Annotated in this window: 19 protein-coding genes; 16 read left to right on the forward strand and 3 right to left on the reverse strand. The window is 39.2% G+C overall.

The features are described from left to right. From dnaA to HRQ91_RS00070, 14 genes are all read left to right on the forward strand, one after another. A complete protein-coding gene (dnaA, locus tag HRQ91_RS00005) occupies positions 1 to 1,422 on the forward strand; it encodes a chromosomal replication initiator protein DnaA (protein WP_210119699.1) in 1,422 nt (473 codons plus the stop codon). A 315-nt stretch (positions 1,423 to 1,737) separates the two neighbouring features. Next, positions 1,738 to 2,838 carry a DNA polymerase III subunit beta gene (gene dnaN / locus HRQ91_RS00010; protein ID WP_210119700.1) on the forward strand — a complete coding sequence of 367 codons (1,101 nt, stop codon included), beginning with the start codon at positions 1,738 to 1,740 and terminating at the stop codon, positions 2,836 to 2,838. After that, positions 2,838 to 3,947 (forward strand): DNA replication/repair protein RecF, encoded by a 1,110-nt coding sequence (recF, locus tag HRQ91_RS00015; RefSeq protein WP_210119701.1) that lies wholly within the window; start codon positions 2,838 to 2,840, stop codon positions 3,945 to 3,947. Before dnaN ends, recF begins: the two co-directional genes overlap by 1 nt. Further along, positions 3,931 to 4,476 carry a DciA family protein gene (locus HRQ91_RS00020; protein ID WP_210119702.1) on the forward strand — a complete coding sequence of 182 codons (546 nt, stop codon included), beginning with the start codon at positions 3,931 to 3,933 and terminating at the stop codon, positions 4,474 to 4,476. The genes recF and HRQ91_RS00020 overlap by 17 nt, the downstream gene beginning before the upstream one ends. A gap of 71 nt (positions 4,477 to 4,547) precedes the next feature. Beyond that, positions 4,548 to 4,703, forward strand: coding sequence for a 50S ribosomal protein L34 (gene rpmH / locus HRQ91_RS00025; protein ID WP_210117514.1), 156 nt, complete (start codon positions 4,548 to 4,550; stop codon positions 4,701 to 4,703). A 16-nt stretch (positions 4,704 to 4,719) separates the two neighbouring features. Then, positions 4,720 to 5,082, forward strand: a complete 363-nt coding sequence (rnpA, locus tag HRQ91_RS00030; protein WP_210119703.1) for a ribonuclease P protein component — start codon at positions 4,720 to 4,722, stop codon at positions 5,080 to 5,082. Continuing rightward, positions 5,079 to 5,300 (forward strand): membrane protein insertion efficiency factor YidD, encoded by a 222-nt coding sequence (gene yidD, locus HRQ91_RS00035; protein WP_210119704.1) that lies wholly within the window; start codon positions 5,079 to 5,081, stop codon positions 5,298 to 5,300. The genes rnpA and yidD overlap by 4 nt, the downstream gene beginning before the upstream one ends. A 23-nt stretch (positions 5,301 to 5,323) precedes the next feature. Continuing rightward, positions 5,324 to 7,144, forward strand: a complete 1,821-nt coding sequence (gene yidC, locus HRQ91_RS00040; protein WP_210119705.1) for a membrane protein insertase YidC — start codon at positions 5,324 to 5,326, stop codon at positions 7,142 to 7,144. 9 nt (positions 7,145 to 7,153) lie between these two features. Beyond that, complete coding sequence (jag, locus tag HRQ91_RS00045) at positions 7,154 to 7,843, forward strand: RNA-binding cell elongation regulator Jag/EloR (RefSeq protein ID WP_210119706.1); 690 nt, start codon at positions 7,154 to 7,156, stop codon at positions 7,841 to 7,843. Position 7,844: 1 nt separating this feature from the next. Next, entirely contained in the window at positions 7,845 to 8,654 is an 810-nt protein-coding gene (locus HRQ91_RS00050; RefSeq protein ID WP_210119707.1) for a DUF6675 family protein, read from the forward strand. A gap of 78 nt (positions 8,655 to 8,732) precedes the next feature. Further along, entirely contained in the window at positions 8,733 to 9,713 is a 981-nt protein-coding gene (locus HRQ91_RS00055; protein WP_420832841.1) for a peptidylprolyl isomerase, read from the forward strand. 6 nt (positions 9,714 to 9,719) lie between these two features. Then, the gene (locus tag HRQ91_RS00060; protein ID WP_210119709.1) at positions 9,720 to 10,196 is read left to right on the forward strand and encodes a hypothetical protein; all 477 of its coding nucleotides are present in this window, start codon (positions 9,720 to 9,722) and stop codon (positions 10,194 to 10,196) included. Further along, positions 10,193 to 10,510, forward strand: coding sequence for a hypothetical protein (locus tag HRQ91_RS00065; protein WP_210119710.1), 318 nt, complete (start codon positions 10,193 to 10,195; stop codon positions 10,508 to 10,510). The genes HRQ91_RS00060 and HRQ91_RS00065 overlap by 4 nt, the downstream gene beginning before the upstream one ends. Positions 10,511 to 10,519: 9 nt before the next feature. Then, on the forward strand, positions 10,520 to 11,353 hold the full coding sequence (locus tag HRQ91_RS00070; RefSeq protein WP_210119711.1) for a Cof-type HAD-IIB family hydrolase: 834 nt from the start codon (positions 10,520 to 10,522) through the stop codon (positions 11,351 to 11,353). Here HRQ91_RS00070 and HRQ91_RS00075 read toward each other — a convergent pair. After that, on the reverse strand, positions 11,339 to 12,586 hold the full coding sequence (locus tag HRQ91_RS00075) for a class I SAM-dependent methyltransferase (protein ID WP_210119712.1): 1,248 nt from the start codon (positions 12,584 to 12,586) through the stop codon (positions 11,339 to 11,341). The genes HRQ91_RS00070 and HRQ91_RS00075 overlap by 15 nt on opposite strands. A 57-nt stretch (positions 12,587 to 12,643) precedes the next feature. Here HRQ91_RS00075 and HRQ91_RS00080 point away from each other — a divergent pair, with 57 nt between their 5' ends. Both HRQ91_RS00080 and HRQ91_RS00085 read left to right on the forward strand, forming a co-directional pair. Beyond that, positions 12,644 to 13,399 carry a ParA family protein gene (locus HRQ91_RS00080; protein WP_210119713.1) on the forward strand — a complete coding sequence of 252 codons (756 nt, stop codon included), beginning with the start codon at positions 12,644 to 12,646 and terminating at the stop codon, positions 13,397 to 13,399. Further along, positions 13,392 to 14,333, forward strand: coding sequence for a ParB/RepB/Spo0J family partition protein (locus HRQ91_RS00085; protein ID WP_210119714.1), 942 nt, complete (start codon positions 13,392 to 13,394; stop codon positions 14,331 to 14,333). Before HRQ91_RS00080 ends, HRQ91_RS00085 begins: the two co-directional genes overlap by 8 nt. Here the strand turns inward: HRQ91_RS00085 and HRQ91_RS00090 are convergent. Both HRQ91_RS00090 and HRQ91_RS00095 read right to left on the reverse strand, forming a co-directional pair. Continuing rightward, positions 14,330 to 15,085 carry an NAD-dependent protein deacylase gene (locus HRQ91_RS00090; protein WP_246473235.1) on the reverse strand — a complete coding sequence of 252 codons (756 nt, stop codon included), beginning with the start codon at positions 15,083 to 15,085 and terminating at the stop codon, positions 14,330 to 14,332. The genes HRQ91_RS00085 and HRQ91_RS00090 overlap by 4 nt on opposite strands. Positions 15,086 to 15,272: 187 nt before the next feature. Further along, positions 15,273 to 15,965: a GntR family transcriptional regulator gene (locus HRQ91_RS00095; protein ID WP_210119716.1), complete on the reverse strand. Its 693-nt coding sequence runs from the start codon at positions 15,963 to 15,965 to the stop codon at positions 15,273 to 15,275. Between the last annotated feature and the right edge of the window lie 89 nt (positions 15,966 to 16,054).

Here is a 16,054-nt window from a genome sequence, read left to right on the forward strand (position 1 = left end):
ATGGGAGAACATAATTACAAAGATGTTTGGACATACGCTTTAAATCAAATTCACGAAGAATATAAAAAAGCCGGAAAAGAAACGGATTTTAAACTTTGGTACAACATGAAATATGAAGAAGACACTATTTCAACCATAACCGTTTCCGTCGCTTCGGAATTTCTATGGCAATCGATGGTATCTAAAGGAAACGTTCAAAGAATAACGGATAAAATTAAAGATCTTACCGGCCAAAAAAACATTTCGTTAAAACATTTTGTAAACAACGAATCCGTTTTTTCGGAAAGCCGAAAAGACTCTCCTGTTGAAGCGCAGGCCGACAAAAAGCAAAACGGCTCTCAAAACTCTTTGTCAAATCATACCTACGTTAAAACTGAAGTTAAACGACATCCTCAGCTTTATCCCAATTACACATTTGAAACCTTTATTCCGGGAAGCAACAGCGACTACGCTTACAACGCTTCCATAGCCGCAGCCAAAAATCCGGGAAAAACTTATAATCCCATATTGCTGTACGGCGGAGTCGGCCTGGGAAAAACGCATCTTATGGAAGCCATAGGAAATTATATATATCGGGAAAAGGGCGATAAATTTAAAATCTGTTACGTTCCTGCAGAGACGTTCACAAACGAATTCACCACCGCAATAGGAAATAAGACGATAGACAAATTCAAATCCAAATACAGAAACCTTGACGTTCTGCTTTTGGACGACATTCATTTTTTGCAGGGAAAAACTCAAACTCAGGAAGAGCTTTTTCACACGTTTAACGCTTTGCACGACAGCAGCTCGCAAATGGTATTCACGTGCGACAGGCCTGTAACAGAACTTAAAGACATGACCGACAGACTGCGTTCAAGGTTTTCCAACGGTCTTGTAGTCGATCTTCAGCCGCCGGATTTTGAAACCCGCTATGCAATACTTTTGAAAAAACTTGAAATTCTTCAAAAAAAGATTCCCGAAGAAGTGGTTTCATACATAGCAAAAAACGTAGTTACAAACGTACGCGATCTTGAATCGGCTTTAACGAAGATGATAGGATATTCGGAGCTTATAAACAAAAATCTTACGATAGAAATTGCGCAAGAACAACTGAGAGACACTTTCAGCTCTCCAATGTCCGGAACGATAACGATAGACACCGTTCAAAAAATAGTGGCCGATCATTTTAACATTTCCATTTCGGACATTAAAAGTAAAAAACGCGACAAAAAATTCGTATTTCCAAGGCAGATATCCTTATACATAGCAAGAGAACTGACCGAATACTCATTTCCCGAACTTGGAAACGAATTCGGAGGAAGGGATCACACGACGGCGATGCATTCGTATGAAAAGATTGAAAATATGCTCAAGACGGATTCTTCTTTAAATTCGCTGGTTCAAATGCTCATGAGGCAGGTAAAAGATTATAAAAAATAAATACAAAATTGTGTATAATGTGATAATATTATGTTGATACCTTATTGATATATATTAAAAATGTTGATAAGTGCATAAACTGTTAATTGAAATAACAAACTTATCCAAGTTTTATTTTATTAAAGCATATACGGTTACGGCACTTTTACACATAATAACAGGCCTTATTACTATTATTATTAAATTTAAAAATATAATAATATATAATGTCTGATGACAAATCTAAATTGTGCGCAAAAAAACGCACTGCTTACATTTGATCGAAAATTTCGATTTTCGACCGAGCGCAAGTTTAAAATTTAATAGGAGAAAAAAATGAAATTTTCTTTTGACAGAGATTCGATGATAAAAGAAATTGCAATTGCTCAAGAAATAATAACGAACAAAAGTCCAATATCCATTCTTTCAAATATTCTGTTAGAAGCAAGTAAGAATACCTTGACGATAAAAGCTTCCGACACGTCGGTAAATTTTATAACGCATATTCCGGTAAACGTTGAAGAAGAAGGATCCACCACTATATATTGCGATAAATTTATGAGCATATTGTCTTCTTTGCCGCAGGGAGAAATAGAATTCGAACAGGAAGACATAAAGGTTACGATACGGCCTGTTTCTAAAAAGATAAAATTTCAGCTTAAAAGCATAGCCGGAGATAAATTTCCTGAAATTGCATCTACCGGAGAAACGTTCTTTGAAGTTTCTGCAAAGGATTTTAAAGAGATGATTTCTCAAACTATCTTTTCGGTTTCAGAAGACGGCAACAGATACTTTATGACGGGTGTCTTTTTTACGAAAAAAGAAGAAAACCTTGTTATGGTGGCGACCGACGGAAGAAGACTTTCCTATATAGAAAAGGACGTAACGAATCCCGTGCCTGATTTTCCTTCTTCAATCGTACCTGTAAAAATTCTTAACTGCGTTTTGAAAAACGCCTCGGATGAAGGTAATATACTTGTTTCCGTTATAGATAAAATGATTTTTATAAAGTTCGGAAATTACGAATTTTCTTCGCTACTTTTGGACGGGCAATTTCCGAATTATCAGCGCGTAATTCCGGAAAAGCAATCGTTTCACTTTAAGGTATACAAAAACGATTTGGAAGAAGCTTTAAAACGAACGGCTCTCATGATTGACAAAAAGATATGCAGACTTTTGTTTAAAATAAGCCCCGGAGTTTTAAAACTCATATCTCCCGAATCGGATATAGGTACGGCCGACGAAGAAATTCCGTGCGAATACGCGGGTAACGAAATAACGTTGGCTTTGAATTACCGCTATATAGGCGATCCTTTAAAAGTGATCAAAACCGACAAAGTTGTATTTGAATTCACCGAAGTTATGAAAGCCATAACTTTAAGATCCGATCCTGCGGCAGATTATTTTCATATAATCATGCCGATGAATTTTGAATAATGCCTTTTTTGAATATTTCGCTTTATAACTTCAGGAATTTGAGCAACAAGACTACCGACCTTTTTTCAAAAGAAGTTTATTTTGTAGGCGAAAACGGACAGGGAAAAAGCAATCTTCTTGAAGCCTTGTATTTTTCTTCTTACGGAAATTCTTTCAGAACGAACAACGAACATGAGATCGTAAAAGAAGGAGAAGAAAATTTCAGCATAAAATCTTTTTTTCGCACAGAAACCGATACCACGCAGACTATAAGCGTGATTTTTGAAAACGGTAAAAAGAAAATAGAAAAAAACGGAAAAAAAATACAGGACAGAAAAGAACTTATAAACACAATTCCGTGCGTACTGTTTTGTCACGACGACCTTGCTTTTGCGACGGGAGAACCTGAGCGAAGAAGATTTTTTATAGACCAGTCCTTGTCGATGTACGATATTCTTTATTTAGACTTGCTGAGAAAATATAAAAAAATTTTAAAAAGCAGAAATTCCGTTTTAAAAAGTCACGAATATGAAATGCTGCCAGTCTACAACGAACAGCTTGCGGAAAACGGCTTAATTATGCAAAAAAAAAGAAAGGATATGATTTTCCAATTCAATCAAATTTTCGGAAAACTATATGAAGACATAGCGGGCATAGAAGGAATTTCCATCTTTTACGAACCTTCATGGAAGGAAGTGAAAGACGGCGAAGAAAAACATTTTCCTCTAAAAGATGAGATACTTTATCTTTTAAAGACAAAAGAAGACAACGATAAAATGGCGGAGACTACCCTTTACGGCCCGCATCGCGATAAAATTTACTTTATAAAAGACAAAAAGCCGTTTATTCCTTCAGCGTCGACGGGACAAAGAAGATTGATAGCGCTCATATTAAGGATAGCGCAAGCGGTGTTTTACACTAAGGTTACGGGAAAAAAGCCCGTCCTGCTCATGGATGACGTTATGCTTGAACTGGATCCCGAAAAAAGAAAGAAGGTTACCTCGTCTTTGCCGGAATACGATCAAATGTTTTGCACGTTTTTGCCTGGGGAACCGTACGAAAGATATATGAGAAGCGGCACTAAAGTTTATTTTGTGAAAAACGGAGAATTAAGTGAACGGCAATTTTAAAGGGCAGGTTATAAATTGCGGCGATATGATAATGGACGTGTTTTCCTCTATCGATAAAGAGAAGTACAAAGAAAAAGAAGACGTTACTGAAGCGTGGAAAACGATAACGAAATCCGTAAAAAAAGGAAATTCGCAAGAAAATTTGGGTGAAAAATTATATTCCCACAGCTCTTTGGTGGAAATAAAAAACGGAATTTTATTGGTAGAAACGGATCACCCTGCATACATTCAGTTATTCCGAATGTATGAAAGATATATTTTAAAAGGGTTAAAGCAGCAGGTTCCCCAATTGGATATAAGAGCCTTATCTTTCAGGCTTAAAGGCAGCGCGGCCGTCTTATCCGAGAAGGAAAATAAAAAAGAATATGAAGAAAAAGTGCGAATAGAAAAAGAATTTGAAAGGGAAGAAAAGGTTTTAAAAGACGTATATAAAGACAAAAAGATAAACGAAAATAAAGAAATTCCCTTGGAAATCATAGAATCGTTCAATAGAATAAAAAAGACTATGTTGACCAAGAGAGACGATTAATGTTATATTTTTTAACACTGCATTGAACATTGGAGCCTCACAGGTTCTTTAAATAAGGAGACGCGTTCACCATGTTACGGACATATCAACCAAGCAAAGTTAAACGCAATAGAAAATTCGGTTTTCGTGCAAGAATGGCGACCCGCGGAGGCAGACTTGTTCTTGCCCGCAGACGTGCAAAGGGTCGTGCAAAATTAACGATTTCGGACGAAAAAAAACCTTACTGATTTTGACAAATTAGGGATGGAAGCAGACTTGCTTTTGCCGGGACGATTTTATAGAAGTGAAAGAATAAAAAGTTCCGATGAAATTAGGAATCTGTTTAAAAACGGGGAAAGAGTAAGCGTTTCGGGCGCAAAGTTATTTTTTTTGCCTAACAATCTTAAAATAAACAGAATTGCATTTACTCTTTCCCGGCATTACGGTTCGGCCGTAAAACGAAATAGATCAAAACGATACAGCCGTGAAGTTTACAGGTCTTTTAAAACATATCTTAACGCAGGATACGATCTGTTGTTGCTTGTATATCCGGGAAACGATTCGTTCGGCATGCGGTATGTTCAATTCAGTTTGTTATGTGATAAAGCAGGATTATTAAAAAAATGAAGAATTTTTTTATCAAATTTTTCTGTTTGCTTATCCGAATATATCAAGTCTGCATTTCTCCGTTATTTCCCAGATGCTGCAGGTTTTATCCTACCTGTTCGAATTACGCTATGGAAGCGATAAAAAAACACGGTTCGGTAAAGGGAATATATTTGTCTTTTAAACGCATTATTAGGTGTAACCCTTTTTGCAGCGGCGGTTATGATCCTGTTCCTTAAAAATTTGTTTGGAGTTTGATTTTATGGAAAAGAATACGATTTTAGCTATAGTGCTTTCCACCCTCGTTTTAGTCGGATTTATGTTTTTTCAGACAAGGTTTTTTCCTGCAAAAAATGCGCCGGAAAATACTTCTAACGCCGGAAGCGTTCAAGCTGCCGCACCGGAACAGGTAAACGAAGCGGTAAAACCTTCCGCTCAGGTGGCGGTTGTTTCGGAACCTGAAAAGTCGGATGAAATTCTTACGGAAGAAAATTTTACCGTAACGACGGACAAGGTAAGAGTCGTTTTTACAAACCGCGGCGGCGATATAGTAAGCTATGAACTGCTGGATCACCTTGACAGAGACACGGGCAAGGGAGTTGAACTTTCGGACAACGTTTCCAATACGAACAGAATGTGCGCTTTGGCTTTCGGTTCCGCTTCCAATCCTATAATAAACGACATATTTTTTTCAAAAAGGATAGACGATAACACCATAGGTTTTTTTAAGACTTTTAACATTAAAAACTCCGATAATACCGACAATGTTTTTACGATAGCAAAAACCTATACGTTTAAAAACGGAGAATACGCTTTTAAGCTCGACGTAACGGTAGACGGCGACACAGGTTCGAACGGATTGAATTTCGGCGGAGCTTCTTATACGATCCGCACTTCTCCGCAGCTTGGGCCGCACTTTAACAGAAAAACCGACAGGTATGAATCGCGCCAATTTATCGCATATAACGGCGATAAATCGAAAAGAATCGTTCTTTCGGACAAGCAATTCAAAGAATACGATAAGGGAAACCTGTCTTGGGTAGGAATAGGCGGAAAATACTTTGTAGGACTGATCATTCCGGAAAACAAATCGATCGTAAAAAGCGCTTATTATTCGTCTTTGATGGAGATAAACGATTATGCCAACGCGCAGGCTTTGTTAGTGCGCGACGCGTTTAACGGCGGAAAGGTCAACGACACTTATTATCTGTATTTCGGACCCAGGAATGAAAAAGATCTGCACAAGTACAATGCACCTGAAAACAACGCTTGGAATCTTAAGGGACAAAACTTAGGCGAGAGTCTTCAGTCAAGCGGATTTCTTTCATGGCTTGAAGCGGCTTTAAAATGGATGATGGAAATGATATACAAGGTTGTTCCGAACTGGGGAGTTTCCATCATAATACTTACTATTTTCCTTAAGATGATAATGTTCCCGCTCACTAAAAAGAGCTCTATGGGAACCCTTAAAATGCAGAAACTGCAGCCGGAATTGCAGGCCATACAGGCGAAATACAAAGATAATCCGCAAAAATTGCAGGCCGAAACGGCAAAGGTATACAAGGCCGCCGGATATAATCCCGTTTCCGGATGTTTGCCCATGGTTTTTATGTTCGTGATTTTGTTTGCGATGTTCAACCTTTTCAATAATTATTTTGAATTCCGCGGAGCCATGTTCATTCCCGGCTGGATACCGGATCTTTCCGTCGGAGACAGTATTTATACGTTTAAATTTACGATACCGTTTATAGGAAACGAGCTTAGACTTTTGCCCATAATTTACGTGGTTTCTCAGCTTTTGTTCGGAAAAATCACTCAGAACGGCGGAACTATGACGGGTTCGTCCGCAGCTCAGATGAAGATAATGATGTACGGAATGCCATTGTTTTTCTTCTTTATTTTCTATAATGCGCCGTCCGGGCTTTTGCTTTACTGGACTGTTTCCAATTTTGTACAGCTCATTCAACAGCTTGTGATTAACGGTATCATGAACAAGAAAAAAGCCGCGCTTGCGGCGAACGGAAAGACGGCCGTAAACGGAAGGTCTTCCAATATAAAACAGTTTCCTAAAAATAAACGATAGAGGATATTTATGATCTACGAATACGAAGCGAAAACCGAAAAAGAAGCCATAGAAATGGCGGCAAACGAACTTGGCCTTGCGAGAGAGCAATTCGATGTGGAAATTCTTGAAACGCAAAAGAGCTCCATCTTTAAAAAAGGATTTGTGAAGATAAGAGTGCATACGGACAGCCCTGAAGTTGCGCCGGAATTTGACGGAAAAATACCCGCAAAAAAAACGTTTGCGGATCCGGTTCCTCAGGAAGGGTTTGAAAAAAAACTGACGGAATTTATTGAAACTTTGACCGAAAAAATGGGGTATAAGGTAAAAGTGAACGTCATGTTCCGTGAAGAGCGGAAGATAGGAATAAAACTCGAATCTGACAATTCTTCGATTTTGATAGGCCGTAAAGGTAAAAACCTTGACGCTTTACAGCTGCTTGCAAATGTGTACGCGGGACGGTTGGGACATGAAGATACCAGAGTTGTCCTTGATACCGAAAATTATCGCATAAGAAGAGAAGAGCTCCTCGTGCGAATGGCGTATGTAACGGCCGATAAGGTGCGCTCGACGCACAGTTCCATTTTGCTCGAACCTATGAATCCTTTTGAACGCCGCCTTATTCATACTACTTTGAACGACATTCCAGATATTGAAACAAAAAGCGAAGGCGAGGGTTTATACAAGCAGGTAAGGGTTTTGTATAAGGGAGTGCGATAACATGTTCGAACCGAAGAAAAAGACATTTTTGTTGCTTTCTTTTTCGGTTATTTTTTTTATGCCTACGCTTTATGCTCAAACTTACCTTATAGAGGATATTTTAGATGTAAAGCTCATAAAGGAATTGAAAGAAAAAGGAGAGGTCAAACACACTCTTGAAAAGGACGAAAAACAGTTAGCCCTTACGCCCGACACGCCTATTGCAAAAAAAGCGGCGGTCTTTCACGGAAATGAAAAAGACGAGGATCCTTCGTTTATTTCCGAGTCCTTATATTTGGTAAAAAAATCGGATCTGATCGCTAAAAGCAAAAAAACCGATCCCGACGTATCGATAGACGAAGTTTCAAGGGTAGTCCGTTCCATCTCTAAAATGAAGGGAATGCTGTATTTTTCAAACAGCCGTCAGGAATGGGATGTTTTGTATTCGGAATCTTATATGATCGAAGATCCCGATTCCGATACGCCGATTCCCGATATGCTTGAAGGTTCCGCAGACGGATTAAAACTTTATTGTTTTCAGAACGAACACGCTTTCGGAGGCAGCAAGTATTCTTTAACGTATAATCAAAGCGAAAGCGAAGTATCCGTGACGTTTCAGAATCTGGATCCGCTAAAGTACACATTCATTCGGGCCGTGAAAAAAGGAAATATGAATATAAACGTGGTTGTTACCGACTGCGGAGAAAGTTTTTTGGTATACATGGTTATACAGGCGCGGATTTTGAGGTGGTCGGTTCTTGAAAAAAGAATGAATAAGTCTTTAAACGCCCGGCTCGATGCGATTTACAAGTGGTTTACGGAACAATTTTGATTTTTTGAGGTCTATATGAAAAGCGGAATAAAAAATAAAAAAATATTATCGGCATTAATTTTGTTTTGTGCGGTTGTTATGAATTCTTATACAAAACCTACGGAGAAGAGCATGAAAGCTATAGAAGGAAAGAACGGTATTTTTGCAATTATGGAAACATCCAAAGGAGACATAGTTCTTGAATTGAATTATAAAAAAGCCCCTTTGACGGTTACGAATTTTGTCGGTCTTGCGGAAGGGACTTTAAACGCATCGAAGGAAAAACCGTTTTACGACGGACTTAAATTTCACAGAGTGATTCCTAATTTTATGATTCAAGGCGGCGACCCGCTTGGAAACGGTACGGGAGGCCCGGGCTATAAATTTGCCGATGAAATTGACGACGAATTGAAATTCACGGGGCCTGGAATTTTGGCGATGGCGAACGCCGGCGCAGGGACTAACGGAAGTCAGTTTTTTATCACACATGTGGAAACGCCCTGGCTTAACGGAAAACATACGATTTTCGGCCGGGTTCTTGAAGGACAGGACGTTGTAAACAGGATCCAAAAAGACGATAAAATTTTAAAAGTAAATATAATACGCCAGGGCGATGAAGCAAAAAAAATGACGGCCGGGCAAAAAGATTTTGACGATTTGGCGGAAAAAGCGCAAACGGCAGCCGCCAGAAAAAAAGAGGCCGCATTCGCCGAACAGATAAAAGTTATAGAAAAAGAATTTCCCGGTTACGAAAAAGATCCTAACGGAATTTATTACAAGATCGCCAAGGAAGGAAGCGGAAATAAAACCGGAAAAGGAAAAAACGTTTCGGTGGATTATAAGGGCTATTTGATTTCGGGAAAGGTTTTTGATCAGTCGAAGGGAAGAGAGCCGCTTTCTTTTAAAACCGCCGCCGGACAGATGATTCCGGGTTTTGATCTTATGGTACAGGATATGAAACTCGGCGAAAAGCGAACGATCGTAATTCCGCCCGGCCTTGCCTACGGCGAGCGCGGATATCCGGGCGTAATTCCCGAAAACGCATATTTGGCTTTCGATCTTGAACTGATAAAGAATTGAAAAGATATGGAAGCTGGGCAGCAAAGAGATATAAAACAATTTTACAAAGATTTTTCGGACAAGGTAAAAGATATTGTAGTTTCTTTGGAATTTGTAAGTTTGGAAGCGGAACCATGTGTTTTTGAAGCTCTAAATTTAAAGAAAAATGCTTCCGGACAGCTGTGGGGACTTTTGGTTTTTTGCTCGAAAAACATTTATTTTTATGTAGTTCCGTACGAATCTTCCGTAAATATCATATTAAGACGAACTTTCGGCGGAAAAAGGGTTCAGGAGCAGCTTTTGAATATCACCGAGCTGGATTCGCTTGAATTTAAAAAACCGCCTAAAAAATGGTACGATTTTTTATTTTATACGGGATTCGGAAAGATCGATATGGAATTTTACGACAAACAAGGAAACAAGATGACGGTGCATGTTTCTACGCAGCACAAGGCGGACATCGTGTTGGAAAAAATAGCGGCTGTGAAAACCGTTGACGTATGAAAAATTTGATAATTTGTATTGTTTTTTTTGCCGGCGGATCGGTTTTTTTAGCTGCAGGATTTTATTTCCTTTCGGAAAGATATCTTAAGAGTATCTGTGAAAATATAACGGATCCGGACAAAAAGGCTTCCAGACGATTTTTAGGAATATCGGCGGGACGTTTTTCGATTTTTGTCGGCATCTTGACAATTATATGCGGCTTTTTATTCGTTATAATACCCGAAGTAAAATATTTTATCGCTTTAATTTATATGATCGTATTGACGGCGGCATTTTTTATTTTGATAAATATTTTTAAAACCGGCATAAAATAAGATTTTATTATGAAAATTCCCGCAGAAAAACTTGAGCCCAAACTCATAGCTCTTGATCTTGACGACACTCTCTTAACCGAAGACCTGCTCATAACACAGCGGACGAAAAACTGTTTAAAAAAGGCGGCGGAAAAAGGAATCTATATTGTTTTATGTTCCGGCAGGGTGGAAAATTCCGTTTTACGGTATGCAAAACAGCTTGATCTAAGCGGTACGGAAGAGGGGCGTTATGTAGTGTGCCTGAACGGCGCCGTAGTATACGACGTGCATAAAAATAAAAGCATTTATTCGCGAAAGGTTAGCGGTGAAATTTTAGTATCGGTATACGATGAGGTAAAAAAATACAATCTGACTCCGAACGTTTACGAGGATTCTACCGTGGTTACGCCTATCGACAACGAGTGGACGAGGCGGGACGCGTCGCTTTGCAAGCTTCCCATGAAAATTATTCCCGAATTTGAAAAAGTTTTGCAAAAAGGTTCTGCAAAGATGATGGTTTCAGGACCGCCTGAAATTTTACCCGAGGTTCAAAGAGAATTAAAAGAGTTGCTCGGTAAAAAAGCCGTGATATTTACAAGTAAACCTTACTTTCTTGAAATTATGCCGCCCGAATGCGGAAAAGGCGAAGCGCTTTTGTGGCTCATACAAAAGTTGAATATTCCGCAAAAAAGTCTTATGGCGTTTGGGGACAGCATGAACGACGAAACAATGATCCGCAAAGCGCCGATGTCTGTCGCTATGTTGAACGGCTTGGAATATATTAAAGACCTTGCCGCCTTTGTAACACAAAAAAACAATAACGAAGACGGGGTTGCAGATTTTTTGGAATCATACGTCCTTTGAAAAGTTTGAAAATATAGCGGGCTTGATGCCCAGAGCCTTTGTAAGATTAGAGCTTCTTTTTTCAGCTGCTTGGAACGCTTGAGAATTTTTATCACAGCGAGTTTTTTTTACGGCGCGTATCAGTAAATTTTTCGGCGTGTGCTGTGAATCTATGAATTCCAAAACTTGCACCTTATAACCGGAACTTTCAAGAAAATCCGCTCGCAAAGCGTCCGTTACTATTGCGGAAAAGCGTTCTTTTAATATTCCGTGTTTTAAAACGGAGGCAAAAACGCTTTTTTCATCTGAAACGTCTGCTTTTCGGCTTTCGAGCTGCGAATTTATTTCATGCTGGCAGCAGGGAACGCTTAAAATCGCTTTGACGCGGTTTTCGACGGCATACCGTAAAACATAGTCCGTCGCCGTATCGCACGCATGCAAGGAGATTAGAATGTCGGGAGAAAAAGGTGATTTATGATCGGCAATATTTCCGACTTCAAAAGAAAGATCTTTATAACCGCATTGTTTTGAAAGGGCAGAGCAGTATTTTATGACGTCTTCTTTTAGATCGAGCCCTACGATTTTTGCGTCGATCTTTTTTATTTGAGTTAAATAGTGATAGACGGCGAACGTCAGATAAGACTTGCCGCACCCGAAATCCGCAATGCGTAAGGAGCGAGTATTGCCGGAAATCGAAGATAAAGCCGCTTTATTCGTTTCCGTTTCTTCTTTTCGGATCAGGGAAAGAACGTCGTCGATAATATCGTCTATAAACTCCAAAAAACGGTTTATCTGCCGGAATTTATCATATTTTGAGGATAGGATTTTTCCCGAAGGAGTCATTATTCCGAGCAAAACCAAAAACGGTACGGGGTCGCCTTCACGAATAAGATAATTTTTCTTTTTTTTGAAATCCTGCAATAAAGGTTTGTCGGATGGTTTTTTTGAGAGCCTTGAAACATGGCCGCTTTTATTTCCTAAAACGGTGATTTCTTCCGTTTCCGTACGATACACACATTGTAAAAACGTTTTTCCCGCATTGTCGTCTATAAAAGCAAGAAGTTCTTTTTCAGAAAAAGTTTTGTGAAAAACCTGCGTTTTGGTAAAAAATTCCGCAAAATAATTTATTTTAGCGTTTTTATGAACGGGACGGACCTTTATTCTCAGACAATTTTGCGGTATTCCGGACGGATTTTCCTGGCAGGCTGTTTTTTGTTTCGGGTTCGGTTTGGAAAAAGAAACGGATAAGATCATATGCTTCTCAAATTTACACTGTATACTAAATTCTTTAAAAATGATATAGTCGTTTGCATGGGACAATGTTTTGTTTTTGTAAATCAAAAAGGTGGAGTAGGAAAGACGACTTCGGCCATAAACATAGGGGCATATGTGGCGCTTTCCGGAAAGACCGTTTTATTGGTTGATTTTGATTCTCAAGGAAATATGTCCAGCGGTATAGGTTTGCCCAAAGAAAAACCTACCGTTTACGAATTATTGTCCGGATCGGTGCCGGCTGAAAAAATTATTCGACACACATCGGTAAAAAACCTTGATGCCATAGGTGCTTCTATAGATCTTTCGGGCGCGGCTATCGAGCTTGTGGATCAGGAAAACAGAGAATTTTTTTTGAAAAATGCACTGGCGTCCATAAAAGATAAATACGATTACATTTTTATTGACTGCCCTCCGTCCTTGGGAATTTTAACTTTAAACGGCTTGGCTGCGGCCGATAAAGTGCTTGTTCCCATGCAGTGTGAATATTTTGCGCTTGAGGGAATAACGCTTTTGCTCCAAACAGTTAAAAAAGTTCAAAAAAGCATAAATCCCGGCTTAGTCATAGGCGGAATTTTTTTTACCATGTACGATTCCCGCACCCGCTTGGCACAGGACGTGGTTATGCAGGTAAAGTCGTATTTTAAAGACATTGTTTTTAATACGATCATTCCGAGAAACGTCCGCCTTTCAGAGGCACCTTCTCACGGACTTCCGATATGCGAATATGACGCTTTGTGTGCCGGAGCCAAAAGCTATGAAAGTCTTGCCAAAGAGGTGATGCGCCGTGGCTAAGAAAAAAGGTTTGGGACGAGGCATCGACGCTCTCATGTCTTCCGGCGACGTTCCCGAGACAAGAACGGGTACCGAAGCCGGGGGAGCAGAGTTTAAAGAGCGTTTGGATTTGCCCAAAGGCGTTACGGCCGATAAAAACGGAACGCTTTGGATAGATCCGACCTTATTAAAGCCTAATCCCCATCAACCCCGCCGAGAATTTGTAAAAGAAGACCTTCAGGAATTGTCGGATTCCATACGTGAAAACGGCGTTTTGCAGCCGATTCTCACAGAAGATGCGAACGACGGAACCTTTTATATAATAGCCGGAGAGCGGCGCACAAGAGCTTCCATCATTGCGGGATTGAAAAAAGTTCCCGTTTTGCTCGGAAAATTCAATGAAGTAAAAAAACTTGAAATTGCTCTCATCGAAAACATTCAAAGAGAAGATCTGAACCCTATAGATGAAGCGAGAGCATATTTTAAACTTATGGAATTAGGGGATTTAAGCCAAGAAGATGTTGCAAAACGTGTGGGCAAAAACCGTTCTACGGTTGCAAATTCCATGAGACTTTTAAAACTGCCGGAAGATATTCAGTCGTCTTTGATAAGCGGACAAATTTCCGCCGGGCACGCAAGAGCCCTGCTTTCGGTGGAAAACGCTTCGGACCAAAGAATCTTATTCGGAAAAATAGTGGGAAATTTTCTTTCGGTGCGGGAGGCGGAACAGCTTGCCGCCGAATATAACGGTTTAAAAAAGAAGGTTCTTAAAGCCGAAAAAACGGAACATAAAGATCCGGATCTGTCGGCTATAGAGCAAAAATTTATAGAGGCCTTAGGTACGAAGGTCGTAATCAAAGGCGATCTTAAAGCCGGTTCCATACGGATAGATTATTTTAGCAAAGACGATCTGGACAGGCTTTATTCGCTTTTTACTATAGGCGAACGCCGCTAATCTTGGACGTTAATCGAAGAAAGCACTTCTCCTATGGGATAGCGTATAACAAGATCCGCTCTTGAATCGCTTGACGTTTCCGACTTGTTTATGAGGACGAGCCTGTTCCCGTGAAAATAGTCTATGAGCCCTGCGGCAGGATACACTACAAGAGAAGTTCCGCCTATTATAAGCATATCGGCCTTTGATAAAGCCGATATGGCGCCAGAGATGACATTATTGTCCAGCCCTTCTTCGTATAAAACAACATCGGGTTTTATAAGTCCGCCGCATTTTGCGCAGTGAGGAAGTTTGTCCTGAGAATTTTCGCTGTCGCAGATAGCGTCAATGCCGTAGGGCGCTCCGCAGTTCATGCAAAAATTCCTCATAACGCTGCCGTGTAATTCAAAAACACATTTGCTTCCCGCCGCCTGATGTAAGCCGTCGATGTTTTGAGTGATCACGGCTTTTAACTTTCCTTTTTTTTCAAGCTCGGCCAATTTCAGATGCGCCGCATTCGGAGAGACGCCTTTTATTATAAGTTTTTTGCGGTAAAATTCGTAAAATTCAGCGGTCTTTTCCATAAAAAAACTGTGGCTTATGATAGTTTCAGGCGGATATTTCCATTGTTGATAATAAAGACCGTCTTGGCTCCTGAAATCGGGAATGCCGCTTTCAGTAGAGACGCCTGCGCCGCCGAAAAACACGATATTATCGCTTTCGTCTATGTATTCCTGAAGTTTTTTAATAAGATCTTGAAAATCATTTTTCATAATCAGCATTAAAATTATAACACGGAAATCGCTTTAGAGGAAAGGAAATAGGTTTTAGGGTTTTCTGCAAAGATTTTGTCTTTACGTAACTTTTGTATCGGATATGTTTATAAAGAGTTACTGTTAGGAATGGTTAATGGTTACAGAAAAAAAATTTAAATATGTTATCATAGATACAAATTTATTTTTATTGAATTTCAGGGTAATATTTGATCCTGTCTGTTACATATTGAAATGTATATAATTCAATAGGGACTTCAATTCCCTGAAGCACACATGTCTTAAGGTCTGTGACTTGTAGGAGAGGATAGTTTTTTGGTGTACAAAGCAAAGAAGCTGTTTCAGTATTTGCAAGTTTTGCGCTGAGTTCCCGGTCAGAACGTTTAAGCTCGATATTATATCTTTCTTTAAGAAAAGAAACAATTGATTTATTTGAAAAATCGATGGTTTCAATTCCAGGAAGTTTTTTTGCGTTATAGTATGAACAGCAATAAATTGCAGGTATCTCGTTTGCATAATACACTCTAATATAGACAAATACAGGATTATCTTTTTCTATTTGTAATTTGTTCTTGATGGTGCTATCTATCTCAGTAGAAAGGCCACAAAAAATGATTTTTTTTGAGGGCTTCATGTTCTGAGAACGAATGAGAGCGGAACAACTGTTTATATTTTTCATGGTAGATTTTTGTGGAATGACAGAATTAACAAAAGTACCTTTCCCTTGGATTTTTTTGATGTACCCTTCATTGGCAATGGCAGTTAGTGCATTTCTCACTGTTAATCTTGAGCAATTATAGAAATTACAGAGTTCTTCTTCTGTTTGAATTCTACCTCCCGGAACAAACTGGCCGAGTTTAATTTTATTGATAATATCCATTTTAATATAAATATATTTAGGTATGCTGTTTATCAAGCTATTTATTTGTTCATTTGAAAATTGCATAAAAATCCATATTAAATAAAATG

The sequence above is a fragment of the Treponema parvum genome (assembly GCF_017893965.1).
In the GTDB taxonomy this organism is placed as follows: Bacteria; Spirochaetota; Spirochaetia; order Treponematales; family Treponemataceae; genus Treponema_D; species Treponema_D parvum.